At 60.9% G+C, this 23,882-nt stretch carries 26 protein-coding genes and 1 tRNA gene; 7 read left to right on the plus strand and 20 right to left on the minus strand.

What is annotated here, in order from left to right; translation table 11 throughout:
* Positions 1-265: 265 nt before the first annotated feature.
* The 8 genes from ychF to LUU92_RS03880 form a co-directional block, all read right to left on the minus strand.
* Positions 266-1,366 carry a redox-regulated ATPase YchF gene (gene ychF, locus LUU92_RS03845; RefSeq protein ID WP_003171595.1) on the minus strand — a complete coding sequence of 367 codons (1,101 nt, stop codon included), beginning with the start codon at positions 1,364-1,366 and terminating at the stop codon, positions 266-268.
* Positions 1,367-1,387: 21 nt separating this feature from the next.
* Positions 1,388-1,972: an aminoacyl-tRNA hydrolase gene (pth, locus tag LUU92_RS03850; protein WP_071491035.1), complete on the minus strand. Its 585-nt coding sequence runs from the start codon at positions 1,970-1,972 to the stop codon at positions 1,388-1,390.
* Between the two features lie 167 nt (positions 1,973-2,139).
* Positions 2,140-2,736, minus strand: a complete 597-nt coding sequence (locus tag LUU92_RS03855) for a 50S ribosomal protein L25/general stress protein Ctc (RefSeq protein ID WP_071491036.1) — start codon at positions 2,734-2,736, stop codon at positions 2,140-2,142.
* A gap of 137 nt (positions 2,737-2,873) precedes the next feature.
* On the minus strand, positions 2,874-3,815 hold the full coding sequence (locus tag LUU92_RS03860; RefSeq protein ID WP_003208392.1) for a ribose-phosphate pyrophosphokinase: 942 nt from the start codon (positions 3,813-3,815) through the stop codon (positions 2,874-2,876).
* A 46-nt stretch (positions 3,816-3,861) separates the two neighbouring features.
* Positions 3,862-3,936: transfer RNA gene (locus LUU92_RS03865), tRNA-Gln, on the minus strand.
* A gap of 36 nt (positions 3,937-3,972) precedes the next feature.
* Positions 3,973-4,824, minus strand: coding sequence for a 4-(cytidine 5'-diphospho)-2-C-methyl-D-erythritol kinase (ispE, locus tag LUU92_RS03870; RefSeq protein ID WP_071491037.1), 852 nt, complete (start codon positions 4,822-4,824; stop codon positions 3,973-3,975).
* Position 4,825: 1 nt separating this feature from the next.
* Positions 4,826-5,443 carry a lipoprotein insertase outer membrane protein LolB gene (gene lolB, locus LUU92_RS03875; RefSeq protein WP_222540945.1) on the minus strand — a complete coding sequence of 206 codons (618 nt, stop codon included), beginning with the start codon at positions 5,441-5,443 and terminating at the stop codon, positions 4,826-4,828.
* 4 nt (positions 5,444-5,447) lie between these two features.
* Positions 5,448-7,172: a tetratricopeptide repeat protein gene (locus LUU92_RS03880; protein ID WP_071491039.1), complete on the minus strand. Its 1,725-nt coding sequence runs from the start codon at positions 7,170-7,172 to the stop codon at positions 5,448-5,450.
* A 182-nt stretch (positions 7,173-7,354) separates the two neighbouring features.
* Here LUU92_RS03880 and hemA point away from each other — a divergent pair, with 182 nt between their 5' ends.
* The 6 genes from hemA to LUU92_RS03910 all read left to right on the plus strand — a co-directional run bounded on the left by hemA (position 7,355) and on the right by LUU92_RS03910 (position 12,720).
* Positions 7,355-8,644, plus strand: coding sequence for a glutamyl-tRNA reductase (hemA, locus tag LUU92_RS03885; RefSeq protein ID WP_058423108.1), 1,290 nt, complete (start codon positions 7,355-7,357; stop codon positions 8,642-8,644).
* Positions 8,641-9,723 (plus strand): peptide chain release factor 1, encoded by a 1,083-nt coding sequence (gene prfA, locus LUU92_RS03890; protein WP_071491040.1) that lies wholly within the window; start codon positions 8,641-8,643, stop codon positions 9,721-9,723. The genes hemA and prfA overlap by 4 nt, the downstream gene beginning before the upstream one ends.
* Positions 9,724-10,554 carry a peptide chain release factor N(5)-glutamine methyltransferase gene (gene prmC, locus LUU92_RS03895; RefSeq protein ID WP_071491041.1) on the plus strand — a complete coding sequence of 277 codons (831 nt, stop codon included), beginning with the start codon at positions 9,724-9,726 and terminating at the stop codon, positions 10,552-10,554.
* On the plus strand, positions 10,548-11,303 hold the full coding sequence (gene moeB / locus LUU92_RS03900) for a molybdopterin-synthase adenylyltransferase MoeB (RefSeq protein WP_222540946.1): 756 nt from the start codon (positions 10,548-10,550) through the stop codon (positions 11,301-11,303). The genes prmC and moeB overlap by 7 nt, the downstream gene beginning before the upstream one ends.
* Complete coding sequence (murI, locus tag LUU92_RS03905; protein WP_071491043.1) at positions 11,296-12,090, plus strand: glutamate racemase; 795 nt, start codon at positions 11,296-11,298, stop codon at positions 12,088-12,090. The genes moeB and murI overlap by 8 nt, the downstream gene beginning before the upstream one ends.
* A gap of 111 nt (positions 12,091-12,201) precedes the next feature.
* A complete protein-coding gene (locus tag LUU92_RS03910; RefSeq protein ID WP_071491044.1) occupies positions 12,202-12,720 on the plus strand; it encodes an acyloxyacyl hydrolase in 519 nt (172 codons plus the stop codon).
* Positions 12,721-12,778: 58 nt separating this feature from the next.
* Here the strand turns inward: LUU92_RS03910 and LUU92_RS03915 are convergent, their stop codons facing one another.
* The 12 genes from LUU92_RS03915 to LUU92_RS03970 form a co-directional block, all read right to left on the minus strand.
* Positions 12,779-13,084, minus strand: coding sequence for a YkgJ family cysteine cluster protein (locus tag LUU92_RS03915; RefSeq protein ID WP_071491045.1), 306 nt, complete (start codon positions 13,082-13,084; stop codon positions 12,779-12,781).
* Positions 13,085-13,138: 54 nt separating this feature from the next.
* Complete coding sequence (locus tag LUU92_RS03920) at positions 13,139-13,618, minus strand: DUF2878 domain-containing protein (RefSeq protein ID WP_071491046.1); 480 nt, start codon at positions 13,616-13,618, stop codon at positions 13,139-13,141.
* A complete protein-coding gene (locus tag LUU92_RS03925) occupies positions 13,611-14,882 on the minus strand; it encodes an SAM-dependent methyltransferase (protein ID WP_071491047.1) in 1,272 nt (423 codons plus the stop codon). The genes LUU92_RS03920 and LUU92_RS03925 overlap by 8 nt, the downstream gene beginning before the upstream one ends.
* Entirely contained in the window at positions 14,869-15,678 is an 810-nt protein-coding gene (locus LUU92_RS03930; RefSeq protein ID WP_071491048.1) for a DUF1365 domain-containing protein, read from the minus strand. Before LUU92_RS03930 ends, LUU92_RS03925 begins: the two co-directional genes overlap by 14 nt.
* Positions 15,675-16,922 (minus strand): NAD(P)/FAD-dependent oxidoreductase, encoded by a 1,248-nt coding sequence (locus LUU92_RS03935; RefSeq protein WP_071491049.1) that lies wholly within the window; start codon positions 16,920-16,922, stop codon positions 15,675-15,677. Before LUU92_RS03935 ends, LUU92_RS03930 begins: the two co-directional genes overlap by 4 nt.
* The gene (locus tag LUU92_RS03940; protein WP_071491050.1) at positions 16,919-17,701 is read right to left on the minus strand and encodes an SDR family NAD(P)-dependent oxidoreductase; all 783 of its coding nucleotides are present in this window, start codon (positions 17,699-17,701) and stop codon (positions 16,919-16,921) included. Before LUU92_RS03940 ends, LUU92_RS03935 begins: the two co-directional genes overlap by 4 nt.
* Positions 17,698-18,120 carry a nuclear transport factor 2 family protein gene (locus LUU92_RS03945; protein ID WP_071491051.1) on the minus strand — a complete coding sequence of 141 codons (423 nt, stop codon included), beginning with the start codon at positions 18,118-18,120 and terminating at the stop codon, positions 17,698-17,700. Before LUU92_RS03945 ends, LUU92_RS03940 begins: the two co-directional genes overlap by 4 nt.
* Positions 18,113-19,558, minus strand: a complete 1,446-nt coding sequence (gene phrB, locus LUU92_RS03950; RefSeq protein WP_257103189.1) for a deoxyribodipyrimidine photo-lyase — start codon at positions 19,556-19,558, stop codon at positions 18,113-18,115. The genes LUU92_RS03945 and phrB overlap by 8 nt, the downstream gene beginning before the upstream one ends.
* Positions 19,559-20,488 carry a MerR family transcriptional regulator gene (locus tag LUU92_RS03955; protein WP_071491053.1) on the minus strand — a complete coding sequence of 310 codons (930 nt, stop codon included), beginning with the start codon at positions 20,486-20,488 and terminating at the stop codon, positions 19,559-19,561.
* Positions 20,489-20,491: 3 nt separating this feature from the next.
* Positions 20,492-21,451, minus strand: coding sequence for a YbgA family protein (locus LUU92_RS03960; protein WP_071491054.1), 960 nt, complete (start codon positions 21,449-21,451; stop codon positions 20,492-20,494).
* A 112-nt stretch (positions 21,452-21,563) separates the two neighbouring features.
* A complete protein-coding gene (locus tag LUU92_RS03965) occupies positions 21,564-21,779 on the minus strand; it encodes a TIGR02450 family Trp-rich protein (RefSeq protein WP_257103190.1) in 216 nt (71 codons plus the stop codon).
* Entirely contained in the window at positions 21,776-22,762 is a 987-nt protein-coding gene (locus tag LUU92_RS03970; RefSeq protein ID WP_071491056.1) for an NAD(P)/FAD-dependent oxidoreductase, read from the minus strand. Before LUU92_RS03970 ends, LUU92_RS03965 begins: the two co-directional genes overlap by 4 nt.
* Positions 22,763-22,973: 211 nt before the next feature.
* On the opposite strand from LUU92_RS03970, the gene LUU92_RS03975 reads away from it, so the two are divergent.
* Entirely contained in the window at positions 22,974-23,873 is a 900-nt protein-coding gene (locus LUU92_RS03975; RefSeq protein WP_071491057.1) for a TIGR01777 family oxidoreductase, read from the plus strand.
* The last annotated feature ends 9 nt before the right edge of the window (positions 23,874-23,882 follow it).

Genomic DNA, 23,882 nt, shown 5'->3' on the forward strand with positions numbered 1-23,882 from the left:
CCACTATTGCTTAGCAGTGCTGCAATGCAGTACTGCTCAGTAGAGCGTAATTTGCCGAGGCCAGATGCAGGAAAAAGCTGTCAGTGGTGAGCGAGAAGTTAAAGCTGAACGAACTTAAAGGCTGCCATGACGTTTATTTGCCGATTTTCTCGTGCACAGAGTAAAAGCTCAGAGTAAACACATGTGTTTAACCTTGAAAAACGTGCACAAAAAAGCCGATGCAATGCATCGGCTTTTTAGTTGCCGTGTAAATCGCTGCCAGCACTTACACGTTGAAACGGAAGTGCATCACATCGCCATCTTTCACGATGTATTCCTTGCCTTCCAAACGCCACTTACCGGCTTCCTTGGCACCGGCCTCACCCTTGAACTGGATGAAGTCGTTGTAGGCAATCACTTCGGCGCGGATGAACCCTTTTTCGAAGTCCGTGTGGATCACCCCAGCAGCCTGTGGTGCGGTAGCACCGACCTTGACGGTCCACGCGCGGACCTCTTCGACACCGGCGGTGAAGTAGGTCTGCAGGTTGAGCATTTCGTAACCGGCGCGGATCACGCGGTTCAGGCCAGGCTCTTCCAGGCCCAGGGCCTCGAGGAACATGTCTTTTTCTTCGCCGTCATCCAGCTCGGCGATTTCTGCTTCGATCTTGTTGCACACCGGCACCACGATGGCACCTTCTTCGTCAGCGATGGCCTTGACCACGTCGAGCAACGGGTTGTTCTCGAAACCGTCTTCAGCGACGTTGGCGATGTACATCACCGGCTTGGTGGTCAGCAGGTGGAAGCCCTTGATCACGGCCTTCTCGTCAGCGCCCATGTTCTTCATCAGGCTGCGTGCCGGCTTGCCTTCGGTGAAGTGCGCGATCAGTTGCTCCAGCAGACCTTTCTGGACCACTGCGTCCTTGTCGCCGCCCTTGGCGTTGCGCGCGACTTTCTGCAGTTGCTTCTCGCAGCTGTCGAGGTCGGCGAAGATCAGTTCCAGGTCAATGATCTCGATGTCGCGTTTCGGGTCGACGCTGTTGGAGACATGGATCACGTTCTCGTCTTCAAAGCAGCGGACCACGTGGGCGATGGCATCGGTCTCGCGGATGTTGGCGAGGAACTTGTTGCCCAGACCTTCACCTTTCGACGCACCGGCGACCAGGCCGGCGATGTCGACGAATTCCATGGTGGTCGGCAGGATGCGCTTGGGGTTGACGATGGCCGCCAGGGCGTCCAGGCGTGGATCCGGCATCGGCACGATACCGCTGTTGGGCTCGATGGTGCAGAAGGGGAAGTTCTCCGCTGCGATACCGGATTTGGTCAGGGCGTTGAATAGGGTGGATTTGCCGACGTTGGGCAGGCCGACGATGCCGCAATTGAATCCCATGGTGTTTCCCCTCGGTAAGAGTCAGGCCTTCTGGCTGTGCAGGTTTTTCATCGCGCGGTTCCATTCACCGGCGAAGATATCCGGCAGCACGCCGAGGGCAAAGTCGATGCTGGCATCGAGTTTTTCCTGTTCGGCGCGTGGCGCACGACCCAGGACGAAATTTGAAACCATACTGGCGACGCCTGGGTGGCCAATGCCGAGCCGCAGGCGGTAGAAATTATTCTGATTACCCAGCTGCGCGATGATGTCGCGCAGGCCGTTGTGCCCGCCATGCCCGCCGCCGAGCTTGAGCTTGGCAACGCCGGGTGGCAGGTCCAGTTCGTCATGGGCCACCAGGATTTCTTCGGGTTTGATCCGGAAGAAGCCCGCAAGCGCCGCGACAGCCTGGCCGCTGCGGTTCATGTAGGTGGTGGGAATCAGTAGACGAACATCCTGACCCTGGTGCGAAAAGCGCCCGGTCAGGCCGAAATATTTGCGATCGGCCGCAAGGCTTACACCTTGTGCGTGGGCGATGCGCTCAACAAAAAGGGCCCCCGCGTTATGCCGGGTCTGTTCGTATTCGGCGCCTGGATTTCCCAGGCCAACGATCAGTTTAATGGCAGTCACGACAGGGGCCCTTCCTTTGGAGTTGTGGATAACATCGCCAGACCTGAGTGCGGCGAAAGTGGACGACACTACATCATTTACTCAAGAGTAAACGCCGCGTTATCGCCCGCTTTCTCGCTACGTTTCGGTCCGCGATGTTTCCTCAAGCTCCGGCAATACAGAGTGGATTACTCTGCAGCGCCTTCTTCAGCTTCTGGAGCAACGCGTGGAGCGTGAACGTTGGCAACTGCTTTGTCATCACCGTGAGCCAGTGCGACAAACTCAACGCCTTTAGGTGCCTTGAGGTCGGACAGGTGAACGATAGCGCCGATTTCCAGAGCCGACAGGTCGACTTCGATGAACTCAGGCAGGTCTTTCGGCAGGCAGGTCACTTCGATTTCGTTCAGGACGTGCGAGATCTCGCCGCCTTTCTTGACCGGAGCTTCTTCACCCACAAAGTGCACAGGCACGATGGCGGTCAGTTTCTGGCCAGCTACAACGCGAACGAAGTCAGCGTGCATGATGAATTGCTTGGAAGGGTGACGCTGCATCGCTTTAACGATGACGTTCTGCTTGGCGCCGTCGACGTTCAGCTCGATAACGTGGCTGTAGGCCGCTTCGTTTTCAAACAGCTTGGCGATTTCCTTGGCCAGGATGGTCACGGATTCAGCAGGCTTGTTACCACCGTATACAACGGCTGGGATGTTGGCGGCGTGACGCAGGCGGCGGCTCGCACCTTTCCCCAGGTCAGTACGCGCTTGGGCGTTCAGAGTAAAGTCAGTCATTTTGTATCTCCAAAATAGCCATCATCGAGCGGCGTTTGCGACCAGCGCCGGCCTCGACATGGGCAAAAAAGCCCCGCCCCAACAGAATGTCGGGGCGGGGCGCTTTTCGTCAGTGGGATGTGCCGAAGGTTTGACCCTTAGCGGAACATCGCGCTGATCGATTCTTCATTGCTGATGCGGCGGACCGCTTCGGCAACAACCGGTGCGATATCCAGTTGACGGATACGCGAACAGGCTTGAGCAGCAGCGGACAACGGGATGGTGTTGGTCACCACCAGTTCGTCCAGCATGGAATTCTCGATGTTCTCGATCGCTCGGCCCGACAGCACAGGGTGTGTGCAGTAGGCGAAGACTTTGGCCGCACCGTGCTCTTTCAAGGCTTTCGCCGCGTGGCACAGGGTGCCGGCGGTGTCGACCATGTCATCAACCAGAATACAGGTACGCCCTTCGACATCACCGATGATATGCATCACTTCAGAGTGATTGGCTTTCTCGCGGCGTTTGTCGATGATCCCGAGGTCCACGCCCAGGGATTTGGCAACGGCCCGTGCACGCACGACGCCACCAATGTCCGGGGACACGATCATCAGGTTTTCAAAGCGCTGGTCTTCGATGTCATCCACCAATACGGGGGAGCCGTAGATGTTATCTACCGGAATATCGAAGAACCCCTGGATTTGGTCAGCGTGCAGGTCAACCGTGAGAACACGGTCGATGCCTACCACGGTCAGCATGTCAGCAACGACTTTCGCGCTGATGGCCACACGTGCGGAACGCGGACGGCGATCCTGACGGGCATAACCAAAGTAAGGGATTACAGCTGTGATTCGAGTCGCTGAGGAGCGGCGGAAGGCATCAGCCATCACGACGAGTTCCATCAGGTTATCGTTGGTCGGAGCGCAAGTCGGCTGAATAATGAAGACGTCTTTACCGCGAACGTTTTCATTGATCTCGGCTGTAATTTCGCCGTCGGAGAATTTACCGACAGAGATGTCACCGAGAGGGATATGCAGCTGACGTACGACACGTCGAGCCAGATCGGGGTTGGCGTTCCCCGTAAAGACCATCATCTTGGACACGCGCAGTACCTAGAGGCTGAGGGTAACCTGGATGAGTATAGGAAAATGGCAGGGGCGGCTGGATTCGAACCAACGCATGGCAGGATCAAAACCTGCTGCCTTACCGCTTGGCGACGCCCCTGTATCTGTTGCAACGAGTGCCTGACACTCGATTCCTTTAGAGCAGACTTTGCAGCTTGCGATGCAACATCGAAACGTTGCTTCCCTTTGCTACAAACCCTGTAAGGGTCTCTGTAAGAAGGGCCGAGACTTTATCAGCTTCAGCTTTGCTTGGGAAGCCCCCAAACACACAACTTCCAGTTCCGGTTAATTTTGCTTCGGTAAATTTACCTAACAAATTCAAAGCGTTACGTACCTCTGGATAACGCCTTGCTACAACCGGTAAGCAGTCATTTCGACTGTTTCCCTTGGGAACGGGGCGCACTTTAATGGGAGAAGAGTTACGTGTCAACAACGGATCTGAAAAAATTTCTGCTGTACTTACAGATACTTGCGGAACAAGCACGACATACCACGGCTCCTCGGGGTATTCCGGGCTGAGTTTCTCCCCCACGCCCTCGGCGAAAGCCGCGTGCCCACGCACGAAAACCGGGACGTCGGCACCCAGCGTCAGGCCCAGCGCGGCCAGGCGATCATGGTCCCAACCCAGTTGCCACAAGTAATTCAGACCCAGCAGAGTTGTCGCGGCATTCGAGCTGCCACCACCGATGCCGCCACCCATGGGCAGGATTTTATCGATCCAGATATCGATGCCGAGCGGACAGCCGGATTGCTCCTGAAGTTTTTTTGCGGCCTTCACGATCAGGTTGCTGTCGTGAGGCACGCCTTCGAATTCGGTATGCAGCCTGATCACGCCATCGTCGCGCACGGCGAAGGTCAGCTCGTCGCCATAGTCGAGGAATTGAAACAACGTCTGCAGCTCGTGATAGCCATCTTCACGGCGACCGAGAATGTGCAGCATCAGGTTGAGCTTGGCCGGGGAGGGCAGGGTCAATTTTTGTACGGACACGTTATTGCCCCAGTTTGCGTGGTTGCCAGTCCTTGATCACCAGCGTGACATCAAGGTCGGGACCATGCAGCTTGATGCGCTCGGGCAACCAATAGCCGCTTTGCTCCACGTAGCTCAAATATTCGACCTGCCAGCCATCCTGCTCCAGGCTGGCCAGGCGGCTGTCGCCGTTCAGGCTCAGGCGACTCTTGCTATCAGGCGCTGGCAGGCCACGGACCCACCACACCAGGTGAGACACCGGCAGTTTCCAGCCGATCTGTTCTTCCAGCAACGCTTCCGGCGAGGTTGCCTCATAACGGCCCTGGTTGGCCACTTCAAGGCTGACTTGCCCCGGCCGGCCGGTCAGACGTGCGGCGCCACGGCCCAGTGGACCCGACAGGCGAATATCGTAGTAGTCCTGGCGCTGCAGCCAGAACAAGGTGCCGCTGCCGGAGTCTTTCGGCGCGCGAACCCCCACTTTGCCTTCGATCTGCCAGCCATCGATGCTGCTGAGCTGGTCCTTGTGCTGCTTCCATTGCGCCGGGTTGCCCTGGCCTTCAACGGATTCGCGGCTGCCGATGCCCGCACAACCGGCGAGCAGGGCGATGAAGCTGAAAATAACAACATGGCGCAAAAACATAGGTTTAAAGGGTCTCGGATCCGGTCAGGCGCTTGATGGTGCCGCGCAGGATGGGGCTTTCGGGTTGTTCCTTGAGGAATTTCTCCCAGATTTGCCGTGCTTCACGCTGTTTGCCATTGGCCCACAGCACTTCGCCCAGGTGCGCGGCGACTTCCTGGTCGGGGAAGCGTTCCAGCGCCTGGCGCAACAAGCGTTCGGCCTCGTCCAGGTTGCCCAGGCGGTAATTCACCCAGCCCAGGCTGTCGAGCACGGCCGGGTCTTCCGGGTTCAGCTTGTGGGCTTGCTCGATCAACACCTTGGCTTCGTCGTAGCGCGTGGTGCGGTCGGACAAGGTGTAGCCCAGGGCGTTGAGGGCCATGGCGTTGTCCGGATCGCGCTTGATGATCAGGCGCAGGTCTTTTTCCATCTGCGCCAGGTCATTGCGTTTTTCCGCCTGCATGGCGCGGGTGTATAGCAAGTTCAAATCGTCCGGGAATTGCAGCAACGCTTGTTGCAGCAGCTTCCAGGCGCGCTCGCCCTGATTGTTGGCCGACAAGGTTTCGGCCTGGATCAGGTAGAGCTGGATCGCGTAATCCGGTTCGGCATCCCGTGCGGCGGCCAGGCGTTTCTCCGCCTCGTCGGTGCGGCCGTTGCTCATCAGGATATCGGCCTGGCGCAATTGGGCGGGCAGGTAGTCGTTGCCGGGGCCGACCTGGGCGTACTCGAGCAGGGCGGCTTGCGGATCGTTGCGCTCTTCGGCGATGCGCCCGAGGTTCAGGTGTGCCGAATCTACATGGCTTTCACGCTGGATCAGCTCTTCCAGGTAACCCTTGGCCTCGTCCCAAGCCTTGGCTTCCAGGCAAACCAGTGCCAGGGAATAACGCAATTCGTCGTCGTCCGGGTATTGCTGGACCAGGTTGGCGAACTGCACTTTGGCGTCCTCCATGCGGTCCTGTTCGACCAGCATGCGGGCGTAAGTCAGGCGCAGGCGCTTGTCGTCCGGATACTTCTTGAGGCTTTTTTCCAGCAGCGGAATCGCTTCCTTGCCACGGTTGAGGTTCTGAAGCAGGCGTGCACGCAGCAGTATCGGGGCGATTTCGCCTTCTTCCGGCGGATTCTGCTCCAGCAGCTTCAGTGCGGCGTCGGCTTCATCATCCTGTTGCAGCAGCAATGCCTTGCCGAAAATCAGCTGGCTGTTCTTCGGGTGCTTTTGCAGCAGGCGGTCGAAACTCTTCATCAGGCCATTGCGCGTGTCCTGGTCGGTGTCGGCGGCCGACAGCGCGAGGAAGTCGAAATGGGTGTCGCCTTTGCCTTGCAGGACTTTCTCCATATAGACCATGGAGTCGTCATAGCGCCCGGCGCGTGCCAGTTGAATGGCCGCCGCCCGTTGTGCTTCCAGGTCGTCCGGGGCGTTTTTCGCCCAGATCAGCGAGGAGTCCAGCGCAGCCTGATCGGCCCCCAGGTACTCGGCGATGCGGAAGGCCCGCTCGGAAATCCCCGGATCCTGGGTGTTGATGGCCTGGGTCACGTAGTTGTCCAGCGCAATGTCGAAGCGATTGCGTTGGCCGGCCAGTTCCGCAGTCAGCAGGCTGTACACCGTTTCTTCGGTGAACGAAGAATAAACCTTGGGCTTTTCAGGGGCGGGGGCGCTGTCTTCCACCGGTGGCGTACCGTCCGGCGACACGGGGGCCATGGCCTGGCAGCCGCTGAGAAAGACAAAGGCGAGGAGCAACGCGGAAGATCTATTCATATAGGAAGAGGACGACTAACCTGCGGTCGGATCATCATGACACAAGCCTTCGGCCAAACATAACCGAGTCTCAGTTGATGCCTTTATAGACACAAGGCATTAGGACAATAGACGACGGTGGTTGTTCTGAATCTTTCGAAGTAGGACAATTGTCGGCTTCCCGACATCATCAGCGATATTGAATGGCCTTCCTCGCACTCGGTATTAACCACAAGACTGCCTCCGTAGACGTGCGCGAGCGCGTGGCGTTTACGCCGGAGCAGTTGGTTGAGGCCCTGCAGCAGCTCTGCCGGCTCACCGACAGTCGCGAAGCTGCGATCCTTTCGACCTGCAATCGCAGCGAGCTTTATATAGAGCAGGAGCATCTTTCAGCGGATGTCGTACTGCGCTGGCTGGCCGATTACCATCATTTGGACCTCGATGACCTTCGCGCCAGCGCTTATGTGCACGAAGAGGATGCGGCAGTTCGTCACATGATGCGTGTGGCGGCCGGTCTCGATTCGCTGGTGTTGGGCGAGCCGCAGATTCTAGGGCAGATGAAATCCGCCTACGCCGTGGCGCGCGAGGCCGGCACCGTCGGCCCGCTGCTGGGGCGGCTGTTCCAGGCCACCTTCAATTCCGCCAAGCAGGTGCGCACCGACACTGCCATCGGTGAAAACCCGGTGTCCGTGGCGTTTGCCGCCGTCAGCCTGGCCAAACAGATTTTCAGTGACTTGCAACGCAGCCAGGCCCTGCTGATCGGCGCCGGCGAGACCATCACCCTGGTCGCCCGCCACCTGCATGACTTGGGCGTGAAGCGTATCGTGGTCGCCAACCGTACGTTGGAACGCGCGAGCATCCTCGCCGAGCAGTTCGGCGCCCATGCGGTGTTACTGGCGGACATTCCGGCGGAGCTGGTACGCAGCGATATCGTCATCAGCTCCACCGCCAGCCAACTGCCGATCCTGGGCAAAGGCGCGGTCGAGAGCGCGCTGAAGCTGCGCAAGCACAAGCCGATCTTCATGGTGGATATTGCTGTTCCCCGGGATATCGAGCCCGAAGTCGGCGAGTTGGACGACGTTTACCTCTATAGCGTCGACGATCTGCACGAAGTGGTCGCCGAAAACCTCAAGAGCCGCCAGGGTGCTGCCCAGGCCGCCGAGGAAATGGTCAGCACCGGCGCCGAAGACTTCATGGTGCGCCTGCGTGAACTGGCGGCGGTGGACGTGCTCAAGGCCTATCGTCAGCAAGGCGAACGCCTGCGCGACGAGGAATTGATCAAGGCCCAGCGCTTGCTGGCCAATGGCAGCAGCGCCGAAGAAGTGCTGATGCAATTGGCCCGTGGCCTCACCAACAAATTGCTGCATGCACCCAGCGTGCAACTGAAAAAGCTTACCGCCGAAGGCCGCCTCGATGCGCTGGCCATGGCCCAGGAACTCTTTGCCCTCGGTGAGGGCGCGTCAGATAGCTCTTCGGATAAAAAACCGCAATGAAAGCGTCACTGCTCAATAAACTGGACGTGCTCCAGGACCGTTTCGAAGAACTGACCGCCCTGCTCGGCGATGGCGAGGTCATCTCCGATCAGGCCAGGTTCCGTGCCTATTCCAAGGAATACGCCGAAGTTGAGCCCGTGGTCGCCACCTATAAAAACCTGCTGAAAGTGCAGGCGGACCTTGAAGGTGCCCAGGCACTGCTCAAGGACAGCGACCCGGACATGCGCGAAATGGCCGTGGAAGAAGTCCGCGAAGCCAAGGAAAAACTCGCCGAGCTGGAGGGCGACCTGCAACGCATGCTGCTGCCCAAGGATCCGAACGACGGGCGCAACGTGTTCCTCGAAATCCGTGCCGGCACCGGCGGTGACGAGGCGGCGATCTTCTCCGGCGACCTGTTCCGTATGTACTCGCGGTATGCCGAACGTCGCGGGTGGCGGGTAGAGATCCTGTCCGAGAACGAAGGCGAACACGGCGGCTATAAAGAAGTGATCGCGCGGGTCGAGGGCGACAACGTCTACGGCAAGCTCAAATTCGAGTCCGGCGCGCACCGCGTGCAGCGGGTTCCAGCGACTGAATCCCAAGGTCGTATTCACACGTCCGCCTGCACGGTGGCGGTATTGCCCGAGCCGGACGAACAGGAGGCCATCGAGATCAACCCGGCCGACCTGCGCATCGACACCTACCGCTCCTCGGGCGCCGGTGGCCAGCACGTCAACAAGACCGACTCGGCGATCCGCATCACCCACTTGCCGTCGGGCATCGTTGTGGAGTGCCAGGAAGAGCGCTCCCAGCACAAGAACCGTGCGCGGGCCATGTCCTGGCTGTCGGCCAAGCTCAATGACCAGCAGACCAGCGCCGCCGCCAACGCGATTGCCAGCGAGCGCAAGTTGCTGGTGGGTTCGGGCGACCGCTCCGAGCGCATTCGTACCTACAACTTTGCCCAGGGCCGGGTCACCGACCACCGGGTCAACCTCACCCTTTACTCCCTGGACGAAATCCTTGCCGGTGGTGTGGACGCGGTGATCGAACCGTTGCTCGCCGAATACCAGGCCGATCAACTGGCCGCGATAGGTGAATAAATGACCATCATCGCCAGCCTGCTGCGCGCCGCCGACCTGCCCGATTCGCCCACGGCACGCCTGGATGCCGAATTGTTGCTGGCGGCTGCCTTGGGCAAGTCCCGCAGCTACCTGCACACCTGGCCCGAGAAAATCGTCAGCAGCGAGCATGCGCTGATCTTTGCCGGCTACCTGCAGCGCCGTCGTGGTGGTGAGCCGGTGGCCTATATCCTCGGTCAGCAAGGCTTCTGGAAGCTGGACCTGGAGGTCGCGCCTCACACGCTGATCCCGCGGCCAGATACCGAGTTGCTGGTGGAAACCGCCCTGGAATTGTTGCCCGCCACCCTCGCCAAGGTCCTCGACCTGGGCACCGGCAGCGGCGCCATCGCCCTGGCCCTGGCCAGTGAACGCCCGGCCTGGCAGGTCACCGCCGTCGACCGTGTGCTGGAAGCCGTGGCCCTGGCCGAGCGCAATCGCCAGCGGTTGCACCTCGCTAACGCTACGGTGCTGAACAGCCATTGGTTCAGCGCGCTGCAAGGTCATCGCTATGACCTGATCATCAGCAACCCGCCGTACATTGCCGCCAACGATCCGCACCTGGTGGCCGGCGACGTGCGTTTCGAACCAGCCAGCGCACTGGTGGCCGGTCATGATGGCTTGGACGACCTGCGCCTGATCATCAAGGAGGCTCCGGCCCACCTGAATGCCGGTGGGCGGTTGCTGCTGGAACATGGTTACGACCAGGCCCCGGCGGTGCGCGACCTGCTGTTGAGTGAAGGTTTCGAAGAAGTGCACAGCCGCATCGACCTCGGTGGCCACGAACGCATCACCCTGGGGCGCCGGCCGTGCTGACTGATCAGGAGCTGTTGCGCTATAGCCGACAGATTCTGTTGCAGCATGTCGACATAGACGGCCAATTGCGCCTGAAAAACGGCCGGGCCCTGATCGTAGGTCTTGGTGGCCTGGGCGCGCCCGTCGCGTTGTACCTCGCTGCCGCCGGCGTCGGCGAGTTGCATCTGGCGGACTTCGACGCGGTCGACCTGACCAACCTGCAGCGCCAGATCATCCATGACACCGACAGCGTCGGGCAGACCAAGGTCGACTCGGCCCTGCGTCGCCTGACCGCCCTCAACCCTGAAATCAAACTGATGGCCCATCGCAGTGCGCTGGATGCCGATTCCCTCGCTGCGGCGGTCGAAGCGGTAGACGTTGTGCTCGATTGCAGTGATAACTTCTCCACCCGCGAAGCCGTCAACGCGGCCTGTGTCGGTGCCGGCAAGCCTTTGGTCAGCGGCGCTGCGATCCGTCTTGAAGGGCAACTGTCGGTGTTCGACCCGCGTCGCGCCGAGAGCCCGTGCTATCACTGCCTGTATGGGCACGGCAGCGATACCGAACTCACCTGCAGTGAGGCTGGCGTGGTCGGCCCACTGGTCGGTGTGGTCGGCAGCCTGCAAGCCCTGGAAGCCTTGAAACTGCTGGCCGGTTTCGGTGAGCCGTTGGTGGGACGCTTGTTGCTGATCGACGCCTTGGCCACACGTTTTCGCGAACTGCGCGTCAAGCGTGACCCCGGTTGCACTGTGTGCGGGGCGCCACATGGTTAAGGGCGCGCCGATCGGTGTGTTCGATTCCGGTATCGGCGGCTTGACCGTGCTGGATGAAATCCAGCAGCTATTGCCCCAGGAATCACTGCTGTACGTGGCCGATTGCGGGCACATCCCCTACGGCGAGAAAAGCCCGGCGTTTATCCTTGAGCGCTCCCGGCAGGTGGCGGCATTTTTCCAGGCGCAGGGCGCCAAAGCCTTCGTGATTGCCTGCAATACCGCTACGGTTGCCGCCGTGGCTGATCTGCGTCGGGATTTTCCCGATTGGCCGCTGGTGGGCATGGAGCCTGCTGTCAAACCGGCGGCGGCAGCCACCCGCAGCGGCGTGGTTGGGGTGCTTGCCACCACCGGCACGCTGCAAAGCGCCAAGTTCGCCGCGTTGCTCGACCGCTTCGCTACCGATGTGAAGGTCATCACCCAGCCATGCCCGGGCCTGGTGGAGCTGATTGAAAGCGGTGACCTGACCAGCCCGGCCTTGCGCCAGTTGTTGCAGGGGTATATCGACCCGCTGCTCAGCGCCGGTTGCGACACCATCATCCTCGGCTGCACCCACTATCCCTTCCTCAGGCCGCTCCTGGCGCAGATGCTGCCCCCCAGCATTATCCTCATCGACACCGGCGCCGCCGTGGCCCGTCAGCTCAAGCGTTTGCTGGGTGAGCGCGACCTGTTGGCCGTCGGCAATCCAGCACCGGCACAGTTCTGGACCAGCGGTGATGTGTATCACCTAAGAAATATCCTACCGACACTATGGAAATATCCGGGCGTTGTGAGAAGCTTCGACTCGTGAAAATTTCGTGAAATACCTGCGTTATTAGCTGGAACTTCTGGTTACACGCCAGCTTCTATAGCGAGATAGCCTGTACACAACCATATAACTTCGTTTGGAAGGATGTTTCTTATGAAGCGCTTGTTCTGTTTGGCTGCGATTGCGGCCGCTGTAGTGGGGCACTCTGTTTCGGCACAAGCTGCTGGCCTGGAGTTCGGGGTGGGGAGCACCAGTGATTCGACCATGACCTATCGCTTGGGGCTGACATCGGACTGGGATAAAAGCTGGTGGCAGAGCGATACAGGTCGATTGACCGGCTACTGGAGCGGCGCCTACACCTATTGGGATGGGGACAAGCGAGCCAGCGCCAGCAGCCTGTCGTTCTCGCCGGTGTTTGTGTATGAATTTGCCGGGGAATCGGTGAAGCCTTATATCGAGGCAGGGATCGGGGTGGCGGTGTTTTCCCGCACCAAGCTGGAAGACAACAACATCGGCCAGGCCTTTCAGTTCGAAGACCGTCTGGGTTTCGGCCTGCGCTTCGCGGGTGGGCATGAGGTGGGCATTCGTGCCACGCATTACTCCAACGCGGGTATCAGCAGCAATAACGACGGGGTAGAGAGCTACTCGTTGCACTACACCTTGCCGTTGTAAGCCTTCAGAACACTGCAAAACCCATGTGGGAGTGGGCAAGCCCCTCCCACATTCAGCATCAGCGGTAGGCGGTAGCGATACCCTGTCGCTCTTCCAGGCACTCCGGCGCGCCCATCTCGAATTCCCGGCAAATCAGCGGTCGTCGCTCGTAGATCGTGCACATCATCGTGTCCCGGTCCAGCGCCGCGCACCAGCCGTCATCCAGGCGCAGCATCACTTCACCGCCCCAGTCATCGGTATCGATATAGCGCTCCGGCACGCCGGTGTCGGTGATCAGCATCACTTCCAGCTGGCAGCAGCAGGCCGCGCACGTCGAGCAGGTGACGGCGGGTTCGGCGATTTGGGTGTGGGGGATGTTGGTCATAGGCGTGCAGTGTAAGGCAAGCGGGTGACGCACGTGTGAAACGGCTGACGGACGTCAGCGCGCCAGCCGATGCAAACCCACAAACACCATCGCCCACAGCAACGCCAGCGCAACCATTGTCGGCGCGAAGCCGAAACCAAACTGCACCCCGGCCAGTTGGCTACCGGCGTAATAAGACAGCGGGCCGCCCAGCGCGCCCAGCACAGCGGCACGCCACCAGGGACGGGCACTCCAGGCCAGGCAATGGCGCAACGTCGTCGCCAGCAATGCCCATAGCAGGATCAACCAGAAGGGAATCAACGTGCCCGGTTGCGTGAACTCAAACACCCCCAGCATGCGCAACGCGGTGTCCAATAGGGTGCCCAGAACCATCACGGCCAGGATCAACCTGCCGTCTTCAGCCCACGAACTTATCCACAGCAGGTGAACTGCCAGCACGGCAAGCCCCACCATTAACCACGCGCTGTCCCCACCAAGCACACAGGCAAACCAACCGCACTGAAACAGCACGGCATTGGCCAGCGTCTTAAGCATTGAAGCGCCCGAGCAGCGGCGGGTTGATCGCCGATGGCTTGGCCAGCAGCAATTGCGCGGTGCCAATGGTGCGCTCCATGAAGCCGCCTTCGCAGTAGCACAGGTAGAACTCCCATAGGCGCAGGAAATACTGGTCGTAGCCCAGCTCGGCGAGGCGACCGTGGGCGCGGCGAAAGTTCTCATGCCATAGGCGCAGGGTTCGTGCGTAGTGCAGGCCGAAATCCTCCATGTGCAGCAGGTTCATGTCGGTGTCGCGGCTGACGATGTGCAGCATGTTCTGCACACAGGGCAGGGCGCCGCCGGGGAAGATATAGCGCTGGATAAAATCCACGCTGCGCTTGGCCTGTTCAAAGCGTTGCTCACGGATGGTGATGGCCTGCAGCAACATCAGCCCATCGTTCTTGAGCAGGTGCGCGCACTGTTTGAAGTAGGTCGGCAGGAAGCGATGGCCCACCGCCTCGATCATCTCGATGGACACCAGCTTGTCGTATTGACCGGTGAGGTCGCGGTAATCCTGCAGCAGCAGCGTGACCTGGCCTTGCAACCCCAGGGCGTCGATGCGCTGTCGGGTGTAGGCGAACTGTTCCTTGGACAAGGTCGTGGTGGTGACCTGGCAGCCGTAATGCTGCGCCGCATAGAGCGCCATGCTGCCCCAACCGGTGCCGATTTCCAGCAGGTGGTCGGTGCGTTTGAGGGCGAGCTTCTGGCAGATGCGCTCCAGCTTGTTCAACTGCGCCTGTTCGAGGGTGTCGTCGGGCGTCAGAAACTGTGCCGCGGAGTACATCATGGTCGGGTCGAGGAATTCTTCGAACAGGTCGTTGCCCAGGTCGTAGTGGGCGGCGATGTTTTTCTGTGAACCCTTGCGCGTGTTGCGGTTGAGCCAGTGCAGGCCCTGGGTGAACGGCCGCGCCAGGCGTGCCAGGCCGCCTTCCATTGCATCGAGCACGTCCAGGTTGCTGACCATCACGCGCACCACGGCGGTCAGGTCCGGGCTGGTCCAGTAACCGTGGATAAACGCTTCGCCTGCGCCGATGGAGCCGTTGGCCGCCACCAGGCCCCACACGGCAGAGTCCAGGATCTGGATTTCCCCCATCAAGTGCGCTTCCCGTGCGCCGAACACTTGGCGCTCGCCGTCCTCGATCACCACCAGTTGGCCATGGCGCAGTTGGCTGAGTTGGCGCAACACCGCCTTGCGCAGCAGCGCGGCGGTCATGCCGTTGACGTTCAGGCGGTGAGTCTTGACCGATAAGCTAGGGGATTTCATGGCGGCGATCCTTGGTGTAACCGACTGCGGTGCGAGAGGCGCCATCGGCGGCCCGGTGGGAAAAAATCGGCGTGCGTTTGAGCAACAGGCGCAGGGCCTGCCAGTAAATAGCGAGGCAGGTCTTGGCGGTCATCCAGGGGAAACGCCACAGGTAGCGATGCAGGCTGGCGCGATCCAGCGTTTCTTTCTCCAGGCTCAACGTGGCGTCGAAGATTTTCTGCGTGCCCTGCCAATCGGCCATGTGCACGCCCAGCCTGGCGGCGGGAGGGCTGAAGCTCATGCGGTATTCCAGGTCGCGGGGTAGAAACGGCGACACATGGAAGGCCTTGGCCACGGCGAAATGCTGGTGTTCATCGGCGTCCAGGGCCTGGGCCGGCAGCACGTAGTGATAGCGTTCGCGCCATGGGGTGTTGGTCACTTCACACAGGATCGCGGCCAGACGTCCGTCGGCCTCGAAGCAGTAGAAGAAACTCACGGGGTTAAAAGCCAGGCCCCAACTGCGGGCCTGGGTCAGTAGGCAGATAACGCCCCGGGGTGTACGCCCCAGTGCCTTGCCGACTTCCTGGCGCACGGCATCGCTCAAGTTCATGCCGCTGCGCGTCCATTCACGCAGGTAGTCCTGCTGACGAAAACCGAAGGGGGCCAGGCGGCTGCGCCCGGCCAGGGGCGAAAGCCCCAGCACTTGGTGTTCTTCGCTCAAATCCAGGTACAGCAGGCCGATGCGGTAGCGAAAGGCATGGGCCTTGGGCGCAAACCGCCGATGGGCGATCCACCCGCTGTACAGGGCGCTGTTCACAGGGTTTCCCCAAAGGCTTCGGCCACGCGCAGTGCGCTGACCACACCGTCTTCGTGAAAGCCGTTGGCCCAGTAGGCGCCGCAGTAGAAGGTATTGTTCACGCCGGATATTTCTTCGCGACGCGCCTGCGCTGCCACCGCCGCCAGGCTGTATTGCGGGTGGGCGTAGGTGTAGCGGGCCAGGACCTTCAACGGGTTGATCATGGTTGTCTGGTTGAGGCTGACGCAAAACGTGGTGGTGCTGTCGATGCCTTGCAGGATGTTCATGTCATAGGTCACCGCCGCCTGTGCCTGGCGATTGCCGGTCAGCCGGTAGTTCCAACTGGCCCAGGCGAGTTTGCGGTCGGGCAGCAGGCGCGTGTCGGTGTGCAATACCACGTCGTTATCGGCGTAGGGCATGGCGCCGAGGATCTCCTGTTCGGCCTGGCTCGGGTCGGCCAGCAACGCCAGGGCCTGGTCGCTGTGGCAGGCGAATACCACGCGATCAAATGCCTCACTGCCGGCCGGACTGTGGATAACCACGCCGTCGTCGGTACGTGCCACTTTATGCACAGGGCAATTGAGGCGGATCCGTTCGCGAAAGCTGCGGGTCAACGGCTCGATGTAGCGGCTTGATCCCCCTTCGATCACGCACCATTGCGGGCGGTTGTTCACAGAGAGCAACCCGTGGTTCTTGAAGAAGCGCACAAAGAACTGCAACGGAAACTTCAGCATATCGGCCAGGGACATCGACCAGATCGCCGCGCCCATCGGCACGATGTAGTGCCGGACAAACCGCTCGCCGTAGCCGCCGGCGGTGAGGTAGCTGCCCAGGGTCATGTCGGCGCTGATGCGCTGCTGCTGCAGGTCCAGCGGCGCCTGGCGGTTGAAGCGCAGGATATCGCGCAACATGCCCCAGAACCCCGGCGACAAAATATTGCGACGCTGGGCAAACAAACTGTTGAGGTTGTTGCCGTTGTACTCGAACCGGGTGTGCTCGTCGCACACCGAAAAGCTCATCTCGGTCGGTTTGAACGCCACCCCGATCTGCCCCAGCAAGCGGATGAAGTTGGGGTAGGTCCAGTCGTTGAACACGATGAAGCCGGTGTCGACCGCGTAGTTTTTACCCTCGACAGTGACATTGACGGTGTGGGTATGCCCGCCGATGCGGTCGCCCGCTTCGAACAGGGTGATGTCGTGACGGCGGCTGAGCAGATAGGCGCTGGTCAGGCCGGCGATGCCGCTGCCGATAATGGCGATCTTCACAGGTCGTCCTTTTTCGGCGGCGGGCTGCGCAACATGCGCTTGCCGATGATCAGTTGCGCACGGTTCGGCAGTTTCGACAGGGGCCATAACGTAGCGATGAACAGTGCAGGAAAGGCGATTTCCAGCGGGCGCTTTTCCAGCTTGGCGAAAATGTGCCGTGCGGCTTTATCCGCTGACCAACTAAGCGGCATGGGGAAGTCATTGCGCTCGGTCAGCGGTGTGTCGACAAAGCCCGGGCTGATCACGGTGACGTCGATGTTTTCCGGCGACAGGCTGATACGCAGGGATTCGAACAGGTAGCGCAGACCCGCCTTGGACGCGCCATAGGCTTCGGCGCGCGGCATCGGCAGGTAGGTCACGGCGCTGGCGACGCCTACCAGGTGCGGGGTGCGCCCGGCGCGCAGCAGCGGCAAGGCGGCTTCGATGCAATAACTGCTGGCCAGCAGGTTGGTACGCACCACGTGCTCGATGATCGATGAGTCAAACTGTCGGGCATCCACATATTCACAGGTGCCAGCATTGAGAATGACCGTGTCCAGGGCGCCCCAGGCCTCGCCAATGCGTTCACCAATCTCGCGCACGGTCTGGCTGTTGGTCAGGTCGCCGGCCACCACCAGCACCTGGCCAGGGTAACGGTGGGCGAGCGCTTCCAGCGGGCCTTTCGAGCGTGAGCTCAAGGCGACGTGGGCGCCGCTGTTGAGCAACTCTACGGCCAGCGCGGCACCGATGCCACTGCTGGCGCCGGTCAGCCAATAACGTCGAGGCAATGTACCGCTCATCCCATTCTCCTTTTCAGCCAGCCAACGACGCTGCCCAGCACGGGCACGTGTTCGTACAGCATGGCGCCGGCATCGAAATAATCGCGGTGGCGGTACACCTTGTCACGCCACATCAAGTGCGAACAACCTTCCACCCGGATCACCTTGCCGCTGGCCAGGCGTGGGTGGCAGAAACTCATTTTCCAGCGCAGGTAACCTTCACCTTCGGCCACCTGATCGAAACCGTGGAAGTCGAAGCGTAACTGGCTGACGTTGCTGTACAACTCGGCGAAGTAGCGGTGCAGGGCGGGCAGGCCCTGCACTTCATGCAGTGGATCAGCGAAGCGGATGTCCTGGCTGTACAGGCTGTCGAGCAGGTGCAGGTTGTGCTTGTCCAGCGTGGAAAAGGCCTGGGCGAAGCGGCGCAGAAAGTCACTCATACTCGCCCCCTGCGGCTTGTCGCGAGGGCAGGCTGCGGAAGGCGGCCAGGGCGCGTTCACGGGACTTTTTCAGGTCGACAATCGAACGCGGGTAATCGGCCACGCCGAACAAACCACCGGCGGCTTCGGGGTTGTGCACTTCCTTTTTATTCAACGCGGCCAGTTCCGGCAGCCAGCGCTTGATGAATACACCTTCGCTGTCGAATTTTTCCGATTGGCTCAAGGGGCTGAAAATCCGGAAGTATGGCGCCGAGTCGGTGCCGGTGGACGAACTCCATTGCCAGCCGCCGTTGTTGGCCGCCAGGTCGCCGTCGATCAGGTGGCGCATGAAGAAACGCTCGCCCTCGCGCCAGTCGATCAGCAGGTTCTTGGTCAGGAACATCGCCACGACCATGCGCAGGCGGTTGTGCATCCAGCCGGTTTCAAGCAGTTGGCGCATGGCGGCGTCGATGATCGGCAGGCCGGTGCGCGCTTGCTGCCAGGCGGCCAGGTCCTTGGGCGCGTTGCGCCAGGCGACGGCTTCGGTTTCGGGGCGGAACGCCCGGTGGCGCGACACCCGGGGGTAACCCACCAGGATGTGCTTGTAGAACTCACGCCACAGCAGTTCGTTGATCCAGGTGATGGCGCCCATGTCGCCGCTTTCAAACTCGCCGCCGTTGGTCTGCAGTGCAGCGTGCAGGCACTGGCGCGGCGACACCACGCCGGCGGCGAGGTACGCCGACAGCTGGCTGGTGCCGGGCTTGGCGGGGAAGTCGCGTTCGTCCTTGTAGTAGCTGATCTGTTGGTCGGTGAAAGCGTCGAGGCGGCGCCGGGCTTCGTCTTCACCGGCGGGCCAGAGGGCACGCAGGGTCTCGCTGGGTGGCTCGAAACCGTCGACTGTCTTTGGGATCGGGTCGCTTTTCAGCTTGAGCGCAGCCTGGGCCTTGGGGGCCGGGACTATCCGGGGCAGGGCGCTGTGCAGACGGCTGTAGCAGACCTTGCGGAACTGGCTGAACACCTGGAAGTAAGTGCCGGTCTTGGTCAGCACGCTGCCGGGCTGGAAGAACAGTTGGTCCAGGTAGCTGTGGAAGCTGATGCCCGCCGACTCCAATGCCTTGGACACGGCCGCATCACGACGGCTTTCATGGATGCCGTATTCCTCGTTGACGTGCACCGACTCCACGGCCAGTTCACGGCACAGCGTGCCCAGCACGTCGGGTGCCTGGTCCCAGGTGGCTGCCGTACGGATCAGCAGGGGAATGTTCAGTTCGCCGAGTGTCTTGCTCAGGTCATCCAGGTTGCGCAGCCAGAAATCCACCTTGCACGGTGCATCGTCATGGGCCACCCATTGTTCGGGCGTGATCAGGTACACGGCGGCGATCGGGCCCCGCTGGCTCGCGGCGGTCAGGGCGGTGTTGTCGTGTAGGCGCAGGTCGGTGCGCAGCCAGATCAAATGCATTTAAACGAGTCCACGCTGGATCAGTAGCTGGTGGGCCGACAACAACTCTTCGGCGACGAACAATTCAGGGATGTCCTGGGCTAATACGGCCAACTCGGCCTGGTGGATGCATACCGTTGGTCCGACGACCAACTTTGGGCAACGGACGCCGCCCAAAAGTTTTTCCAGACCCGACAAATGCAGAGCCTTGCTCGAATACAGCAGCACGGCCCGCGGTTGCAGGTGCTCCACCGCCAGGGCCAGTTCGCCGGCGGGCAACGGCCAGTCGAACACTTCCACCGGGCAATCGGCACTGCTGGCGAGCCAGGCACTGAGCCACAGGTGTGGCTCCAGGGGCAGGTCGGACTGATTGACCAGCAACAACGGTGCGCCGTGCAACTGGCGATTGTTGTGGTAAATGCGTGCGCCGAATTTGCTGCGCAGCCATGAGAGGAAAAACACCCGCTCCATCTGCGCGCCGAACTGGCCTTGCCAACGCTGTTCCAACTCTCGCAGCAGCGGGAGCATCAGTTGCTCGCATAACGTGCGTGGCGGGTACAGCGCCATGGCTTGGTTGAAGGCGTCATCGACCCGGCGTTCGGTCAATTCGCTGATAGCGTGCACCAGGTTCTGGCGCAGGCTGTGCCACTCGTTTTCCACCGCCTCGGGAAGAGACTGGGCCGAGTCGATCAGGCCTTTGACCTGGCTCACCGGCACGCCGCGATTGAGCCAGGTGAGGATGGTATGGATGCGCTGCACATGCTCGGCGCTGAACAGCCGATGGCCCTTGGGCGTGCGCTGGGGCACGATCAGGCCGTAACGGCGTTCCCAGGCGCGCAGGGTCACGGCGTTGACGCCGGTCTGGCGCGCCACTTCGCGGATCGGCAGCCAGCCGTCTTCGAGGGCTTGGGCGATGTCGTCGCCGGGTTCGTCTAGCAGGGCAGCTTTCATGGTCTAGATCGCATTTCGCAGGCTGAGGTTTTCCGGGTGCGGTTGCAGGTAGGCCTGCTGCGCGATGTAGCGGTCCGGGTGTTGGCGAAAGTGGTGTTTGAGCAGGGTCAGCGGCACTACCAACGGCACGATGCCGTGGCGGTACTGGCCGATGACGGTCTGCATTTCTTGCTTGTCATCAGCGCTGATGACCTGTTTGAGGTAACCGCTGATGTGTTGCAGCACATTGGTGTGGGTGCCACGGGTGGCGCACTTGGTGAGGCCGGACATCAGGTCGCTGAAGTAACCCGCCGCCAACTCGTCGAGGTTGGCATCCTTGGTCATGCTGCCCAGCAGGTGGCCAAGGCGCTTGTAGTGCGCCGGGCTGTGGGCCATCAGCAGGTACTTGTAGCGCGAATGAAAGGCCAGCAGGCGGTGACGGGTCAGGCCTTCGGCCAACAGTTTCTGCCAGCTGGCGTAGACGAATACCCGGGTCAGGAAGTTTTCCCGCAGCACCGGGTCGTTCAGCCGACCGTCTTCTTCCACCGGCAGGTTGGGATGGCGCGCACAGAAGGCCTGGGCGTAGATGCCGCGCCCACCGCCGTCCACAGGGGTGCCGTTGTCGCGGTAGACCTTGACCCGCTCCAGGCCGCATGACGGCGATTTCTGCATGAAGATATAGCCGCACAGGTCGGTATGTTCCGCGGCCATCTGCTGGCCGTACTCGTCCAACGGTTGGGTGACATTCAGCTCGCGGTGCACGGTGCCGACGGCCTGTGGGTGGGCGGGATCGCCCACCAGACGGATCGGTTCGCGTGGAATGCCCAGGCCGATGGCGACTTCGGGGCACAGCGGCACGAAGTCGAAATAGTCGGCGAGGGTCTGGCTGCACAACAGGGATTGTTTATGGCCGCCGTTGAAGCGCACGTTCTCGCCCAGCAGGCAGGCGCTGATGGCGATCTTCGGTTTGGTGGTGCTGGACATACACGAACCCTCTGCAAGATTCCTATACAAGATATAAATCCTGTACAACTAAATCTCATCATAGGTTCGATGCTGTACAAGTCAAATTATTTGTACAAGTTTTGCGAGTGATCTATTTCCAGCCGACTTTCCAGGCTTCCATATCCCGCAGGGTTTGCCAGGGCAGGCGTTCGCTGCGGTGCGTCATCACGGCTTGCAGTTCAATGTCGAGCACCGTGCCTTCTTCATCACGAAACAGCTCGGTGACCAGAAAGTGTTTTTCTTTGTTGCGAGGGTGGGCTGCTGTCCATTTCGACAGCAGCAATTTGGCGGGGTTGATGCGGTTCATTGCAGGTGCTCGATCAAGCGTCGCGCGGCTTCCTGGCCGCTGAGCCAGGCCCCTTCCACGCGGCCCGACAGGCACCAGTCGCCACACACGTACAGGCCCAGGTCGGCATCGGCGAGTACGCCGAATTCGTGGCTGCTGGACGGCCGTGCGTAGAGCCAGCGGTGGGCCAGGCTGAACGACGGCGCCGGCATCGCGCTGTGCAGCAGTTCGGCGAAGGCGCCGTGCAGGTGCTCGATCACCGCCTCTTTGGGCAGGTCCAGGTGGGCCTTGCTCCATGCGCTGGTGGCGTGCAGCACCCAGGTGTCGAGGGTGGTATCGCGCCCAGGTTTGCTGCGGTTGCGGGCAAGCCAATCGAGGGGACTGTCCTGCACGAAGCAGCCCTCCATGGGGGTATCCAGGGGTTTATCGAAGGCCAGGGCGATGGCCCAGGTCGGGTCCATTTTCACCCCGGCGGCGGCACTCGCCAGCTTGGGCGCGGCGGCCAGTAGGGCGGTGGCTTGGGGCGCAGGCGTGGCGATGATCACGTGGCTGAAGGGGCCATGGTTTTCGCTGTCCGCGTCCAGCAGGTTCCAGTGGTGTTTGCCCTGGAACACCTCGGTAATGCGGCAACCGAACTCCACTGGCAGGTCGTCGAGCAGAGCGCGAGTGATCGCGCTCATGCGCGGCGTGCCGACCCAGCGGATCTGTTCATCGGGAGACGGGGTGAGTTGGCCGGACTTGAAGTTGTACAGCTGGGGTTTCCATTGCTCGGCCCAGCCGTTGCTTTGCCAGCGCTGCACTTCGTTGACGAAGCGCCGGTCGCGGGCGGTGAAGTATTGCGCGCCCATGTCCAGGGAGCCGGCATCGCTGCGCTTGCTGGACATGCGGCCACCACTGCCGCGGCTTTTATCGAAGAGTTGTACAGCGTGCCCCGCGTCTCGTAACGCTCGGGCGGCGGAGAGACCGGCGATGCCGGTGCCGATGATCGCGATGGGAACAGTCATGGGAGGCCTCGTTTTACCGTTGTGCACAGACTACGCGGACACCAATAGCTGTACAATATTGTTTTTTGGTATAAGTTTTGGCGTACCAGTTCTAACGGCGTAACCTATGGTTAAAGCTGAGGCTTAAGCCAGCGTTACGCCTGCTAACAAATGATCCCTGTTTATAAAATAGACCAGTGATCGGCGGCGAACGTTACATGAGGAGCGTTCCATGCATATTTTGCTGACCGGCGGTACTGGCTTGATTGGCCGCCAACTCTGCCAACACTGGCTCACCCAGGGCCATCGCCTGACCGTGTGGAGTCGCCACGCGGACCAAGTCGCGAAGGTATGCGGCGCCCAGGTGTCGGGAGTCAGCCGCCTTGAAGAGGTTATCGGCCCGGTCGACGCGGTCATTAACCTGGCGGGCGCGCCTATTGCCGACCGCCCCTGGACCCACAAGCGCAAGGCGTTGTTGTGGAACAGCCGCATCAGCCTTACCGAGACTTTGCTGGCGTGGCTTGAGGGCCTGGAGCAAAAACCAGCGGTGTTGATTTCCGGTTCGGCGGTGGGCTGGTACGGCGACGGCGGCGAGCGCGAATTGACCGAAGCCAGCGGCCCGGTGCAGGACGATTTCCCCAGTCAGTTGTGCATCGCCTGGGAAGAAACCGCCCAGCGCGCCGAAGCCCTGGGGATTCGTGTGGTCCTGGTACGTACCGGCCTGGTGCTGGCGGCGCAGGGCGGCTTTTTGTCGCGGCTGTTGCTGCCGTTCAAACTGGCGCTGGGCGGGCCTATCGGCAGTGGCCGGCAGTGGATGCCGTGGGTGCATATCAGGGATCAAATCGCCCTGATTGATTTTCTTCTGCACCAGCCTGACGCCAGCGGTCCCTATAATGCCTGCGCGCCACACCCGGTGCGCAATCGCGAGTTTGCGAAAACCCTGGGCCAGGTGCTGCACCGCCCGGCATTCATGCCGATGCCGGCCTTTGCATTGCGGGTGGGCCTGGGTGAGTTGTCCGGCCTGTTGCTGGGCGGGCAGAAGGCGCTGCCCGAGCGCTTGCTGGCTGCCGGTTTCACTTTTCAGTTCACTGAGTTGCGTGCGGCTTTGGATGACTTGTCCGGCCGCCTCTAAAGATAGGAT

The sequence above is a fragment of the Pseudomonas extremorientalis genome (assembly GCF_024584605.1).
Lineage (GTDB): Bacteria > Pseudomonadota > Gammaproteobacteria > Pseudomonadales > Pseudomonadaceae > Aquipseudomonas > Aquipseudomonas extremorientalis.

Bases quoted from the DNA above. Each gene is read 5' to 3' on its own strand.
- ychF (WP_003171595.1), bottom strand. From the start codon at position 1,366: ATGGGATTCAATTGCGGCATCGTCGGCCTGCCCAACGTCGGCAAATCC.
- LUU92_RS03855 (WP_071491036.1), bottom strand. From the start codon at position 2,736: ATGACTGACTTTACTCTGAACGCCCAAGCGCGTACTGACCTGGGGAAA.
- lolB (WP_222540945.1), bottom strand. From the start codon at position 5,443: ATGTTTTTGCGCCATGTTGTTATTTTCAGCTTCATCGCCCTGCTCGCC.
- LUU92_RS03880 (WP_071491039.1), bottom strand. From the start codon at position 7,172: ATGAATAGATCTTCCGCGTTGCTCCTCGCCTTTGTCTTTCTCAGCGGC.
- hemA (WP_058423108.1), top strand. From the start codon at position 7,355: ATGGCCTTCCTCGCACTCGGTATTAACCACAAGACTGCCTCCGTAGAC.
- prfA (WP_071491040.1), top strand. From the start codon at position 8,641: ATGAAAGCGTCACTGCTCAATAAACTGGACGTGCTCCAGGACCGTTTC.
- prmC (WP_071491041.1), top strand. From the start codon at position 9,724: ATGACCATCATCGCCAGCCTGCTGCGCGCCGCCGACCTGCCCGATTCG.
- murI (WP_071491043.1), top strand. From the start codon at position 11,296: ATGGTTAAGGGCGCGCCGATCGGTGTGTTCGATTCCGGTATCGGCGGC.
- LUU92_RS03910 (WP_071491044.1), top strand. From the start codon at position 12,202: ATGAAGCGCTTGTTCTGTTTGGCTGCGATTGCGGCCGCTGTAGTGGGG.
- LUU92_RS03915 (WP_071491045.1), bottom strand. From the start codon at position 13,084: ATGACCAACATCCCCCACACCCAAATCGCCGAACCCGCCGTCACCTGC.
- LUU92_RS03920 (WP_071491046.1), bottom strand. From the start codon at position 13,618: ATGCTTAAGACGCTGGCCAATGCCGTGCTGTTTCAGTGCGGTTGGTTT.
- LUU92_RS03925 (WP_071491047.1), bottom strand. From the start codon at position 14,882: ATGAAATCCCCTAGCTTATCGGTCAAGACTCACCGCCTGAACGTCAAC.
- LUU92_RS03940 (WP_071491050.1), bottom strand. From the start codon at position 17,701: ATGAGCGGTACATTGCCTCGACGTTATTGGCTGACCGGCGCCAGCAGT.
- LUU92_RS03945 (WP_071491051.1), bottom strand. From the start codon at position 18,120: ATGAGTGACTTTCTGCGCCGCTTCGCCCAGGCCTTTTCCACGCTGGAC.
- phrB (WP_257103189.1), bottom strand. From the start codon at position 19,558: ATGCATTTGATCTGGCTGCGCACCGACCTGCGCCTACACGACAACACC.
- LUU92_RS03955 (WP_071491053.1), bottom strand. From the start codon at position 20,488: ATGAAAGCTGCCCTGCTAGACGAACCCGGCGACGACATCGCCCAAGCC.
- LUU92_RS03960 (WP_071491054.1), bottom strand. From the start codon at position 21,451: ATGTCCAGCACCACCAAACCGAAGATCGCCATCAGCGCCTGCCTGCTG.
- LUU92_RS03965 (WP_257103190.1), bottom strand. From the start codon at position 21,779: ATGAACCGCATCAACCCCGCCAAATTGCTGCTGTCGAAATGGACAGCA.
- LUU92_RS03970 (WP_071491056.1), bottom strand. From the start codon at position 22,762: ATGACTGTTCCCATCGCGATCATCGGCACCGGCATCGCCGGTCTCTCC.
- LUU92_RS03975 (WP_071491057.1), top strand. From the start codon at position 22,974: ATGCATATTTTGCTGACCGGCGGTACTGGCTTGATTGGCCGCCAACTC.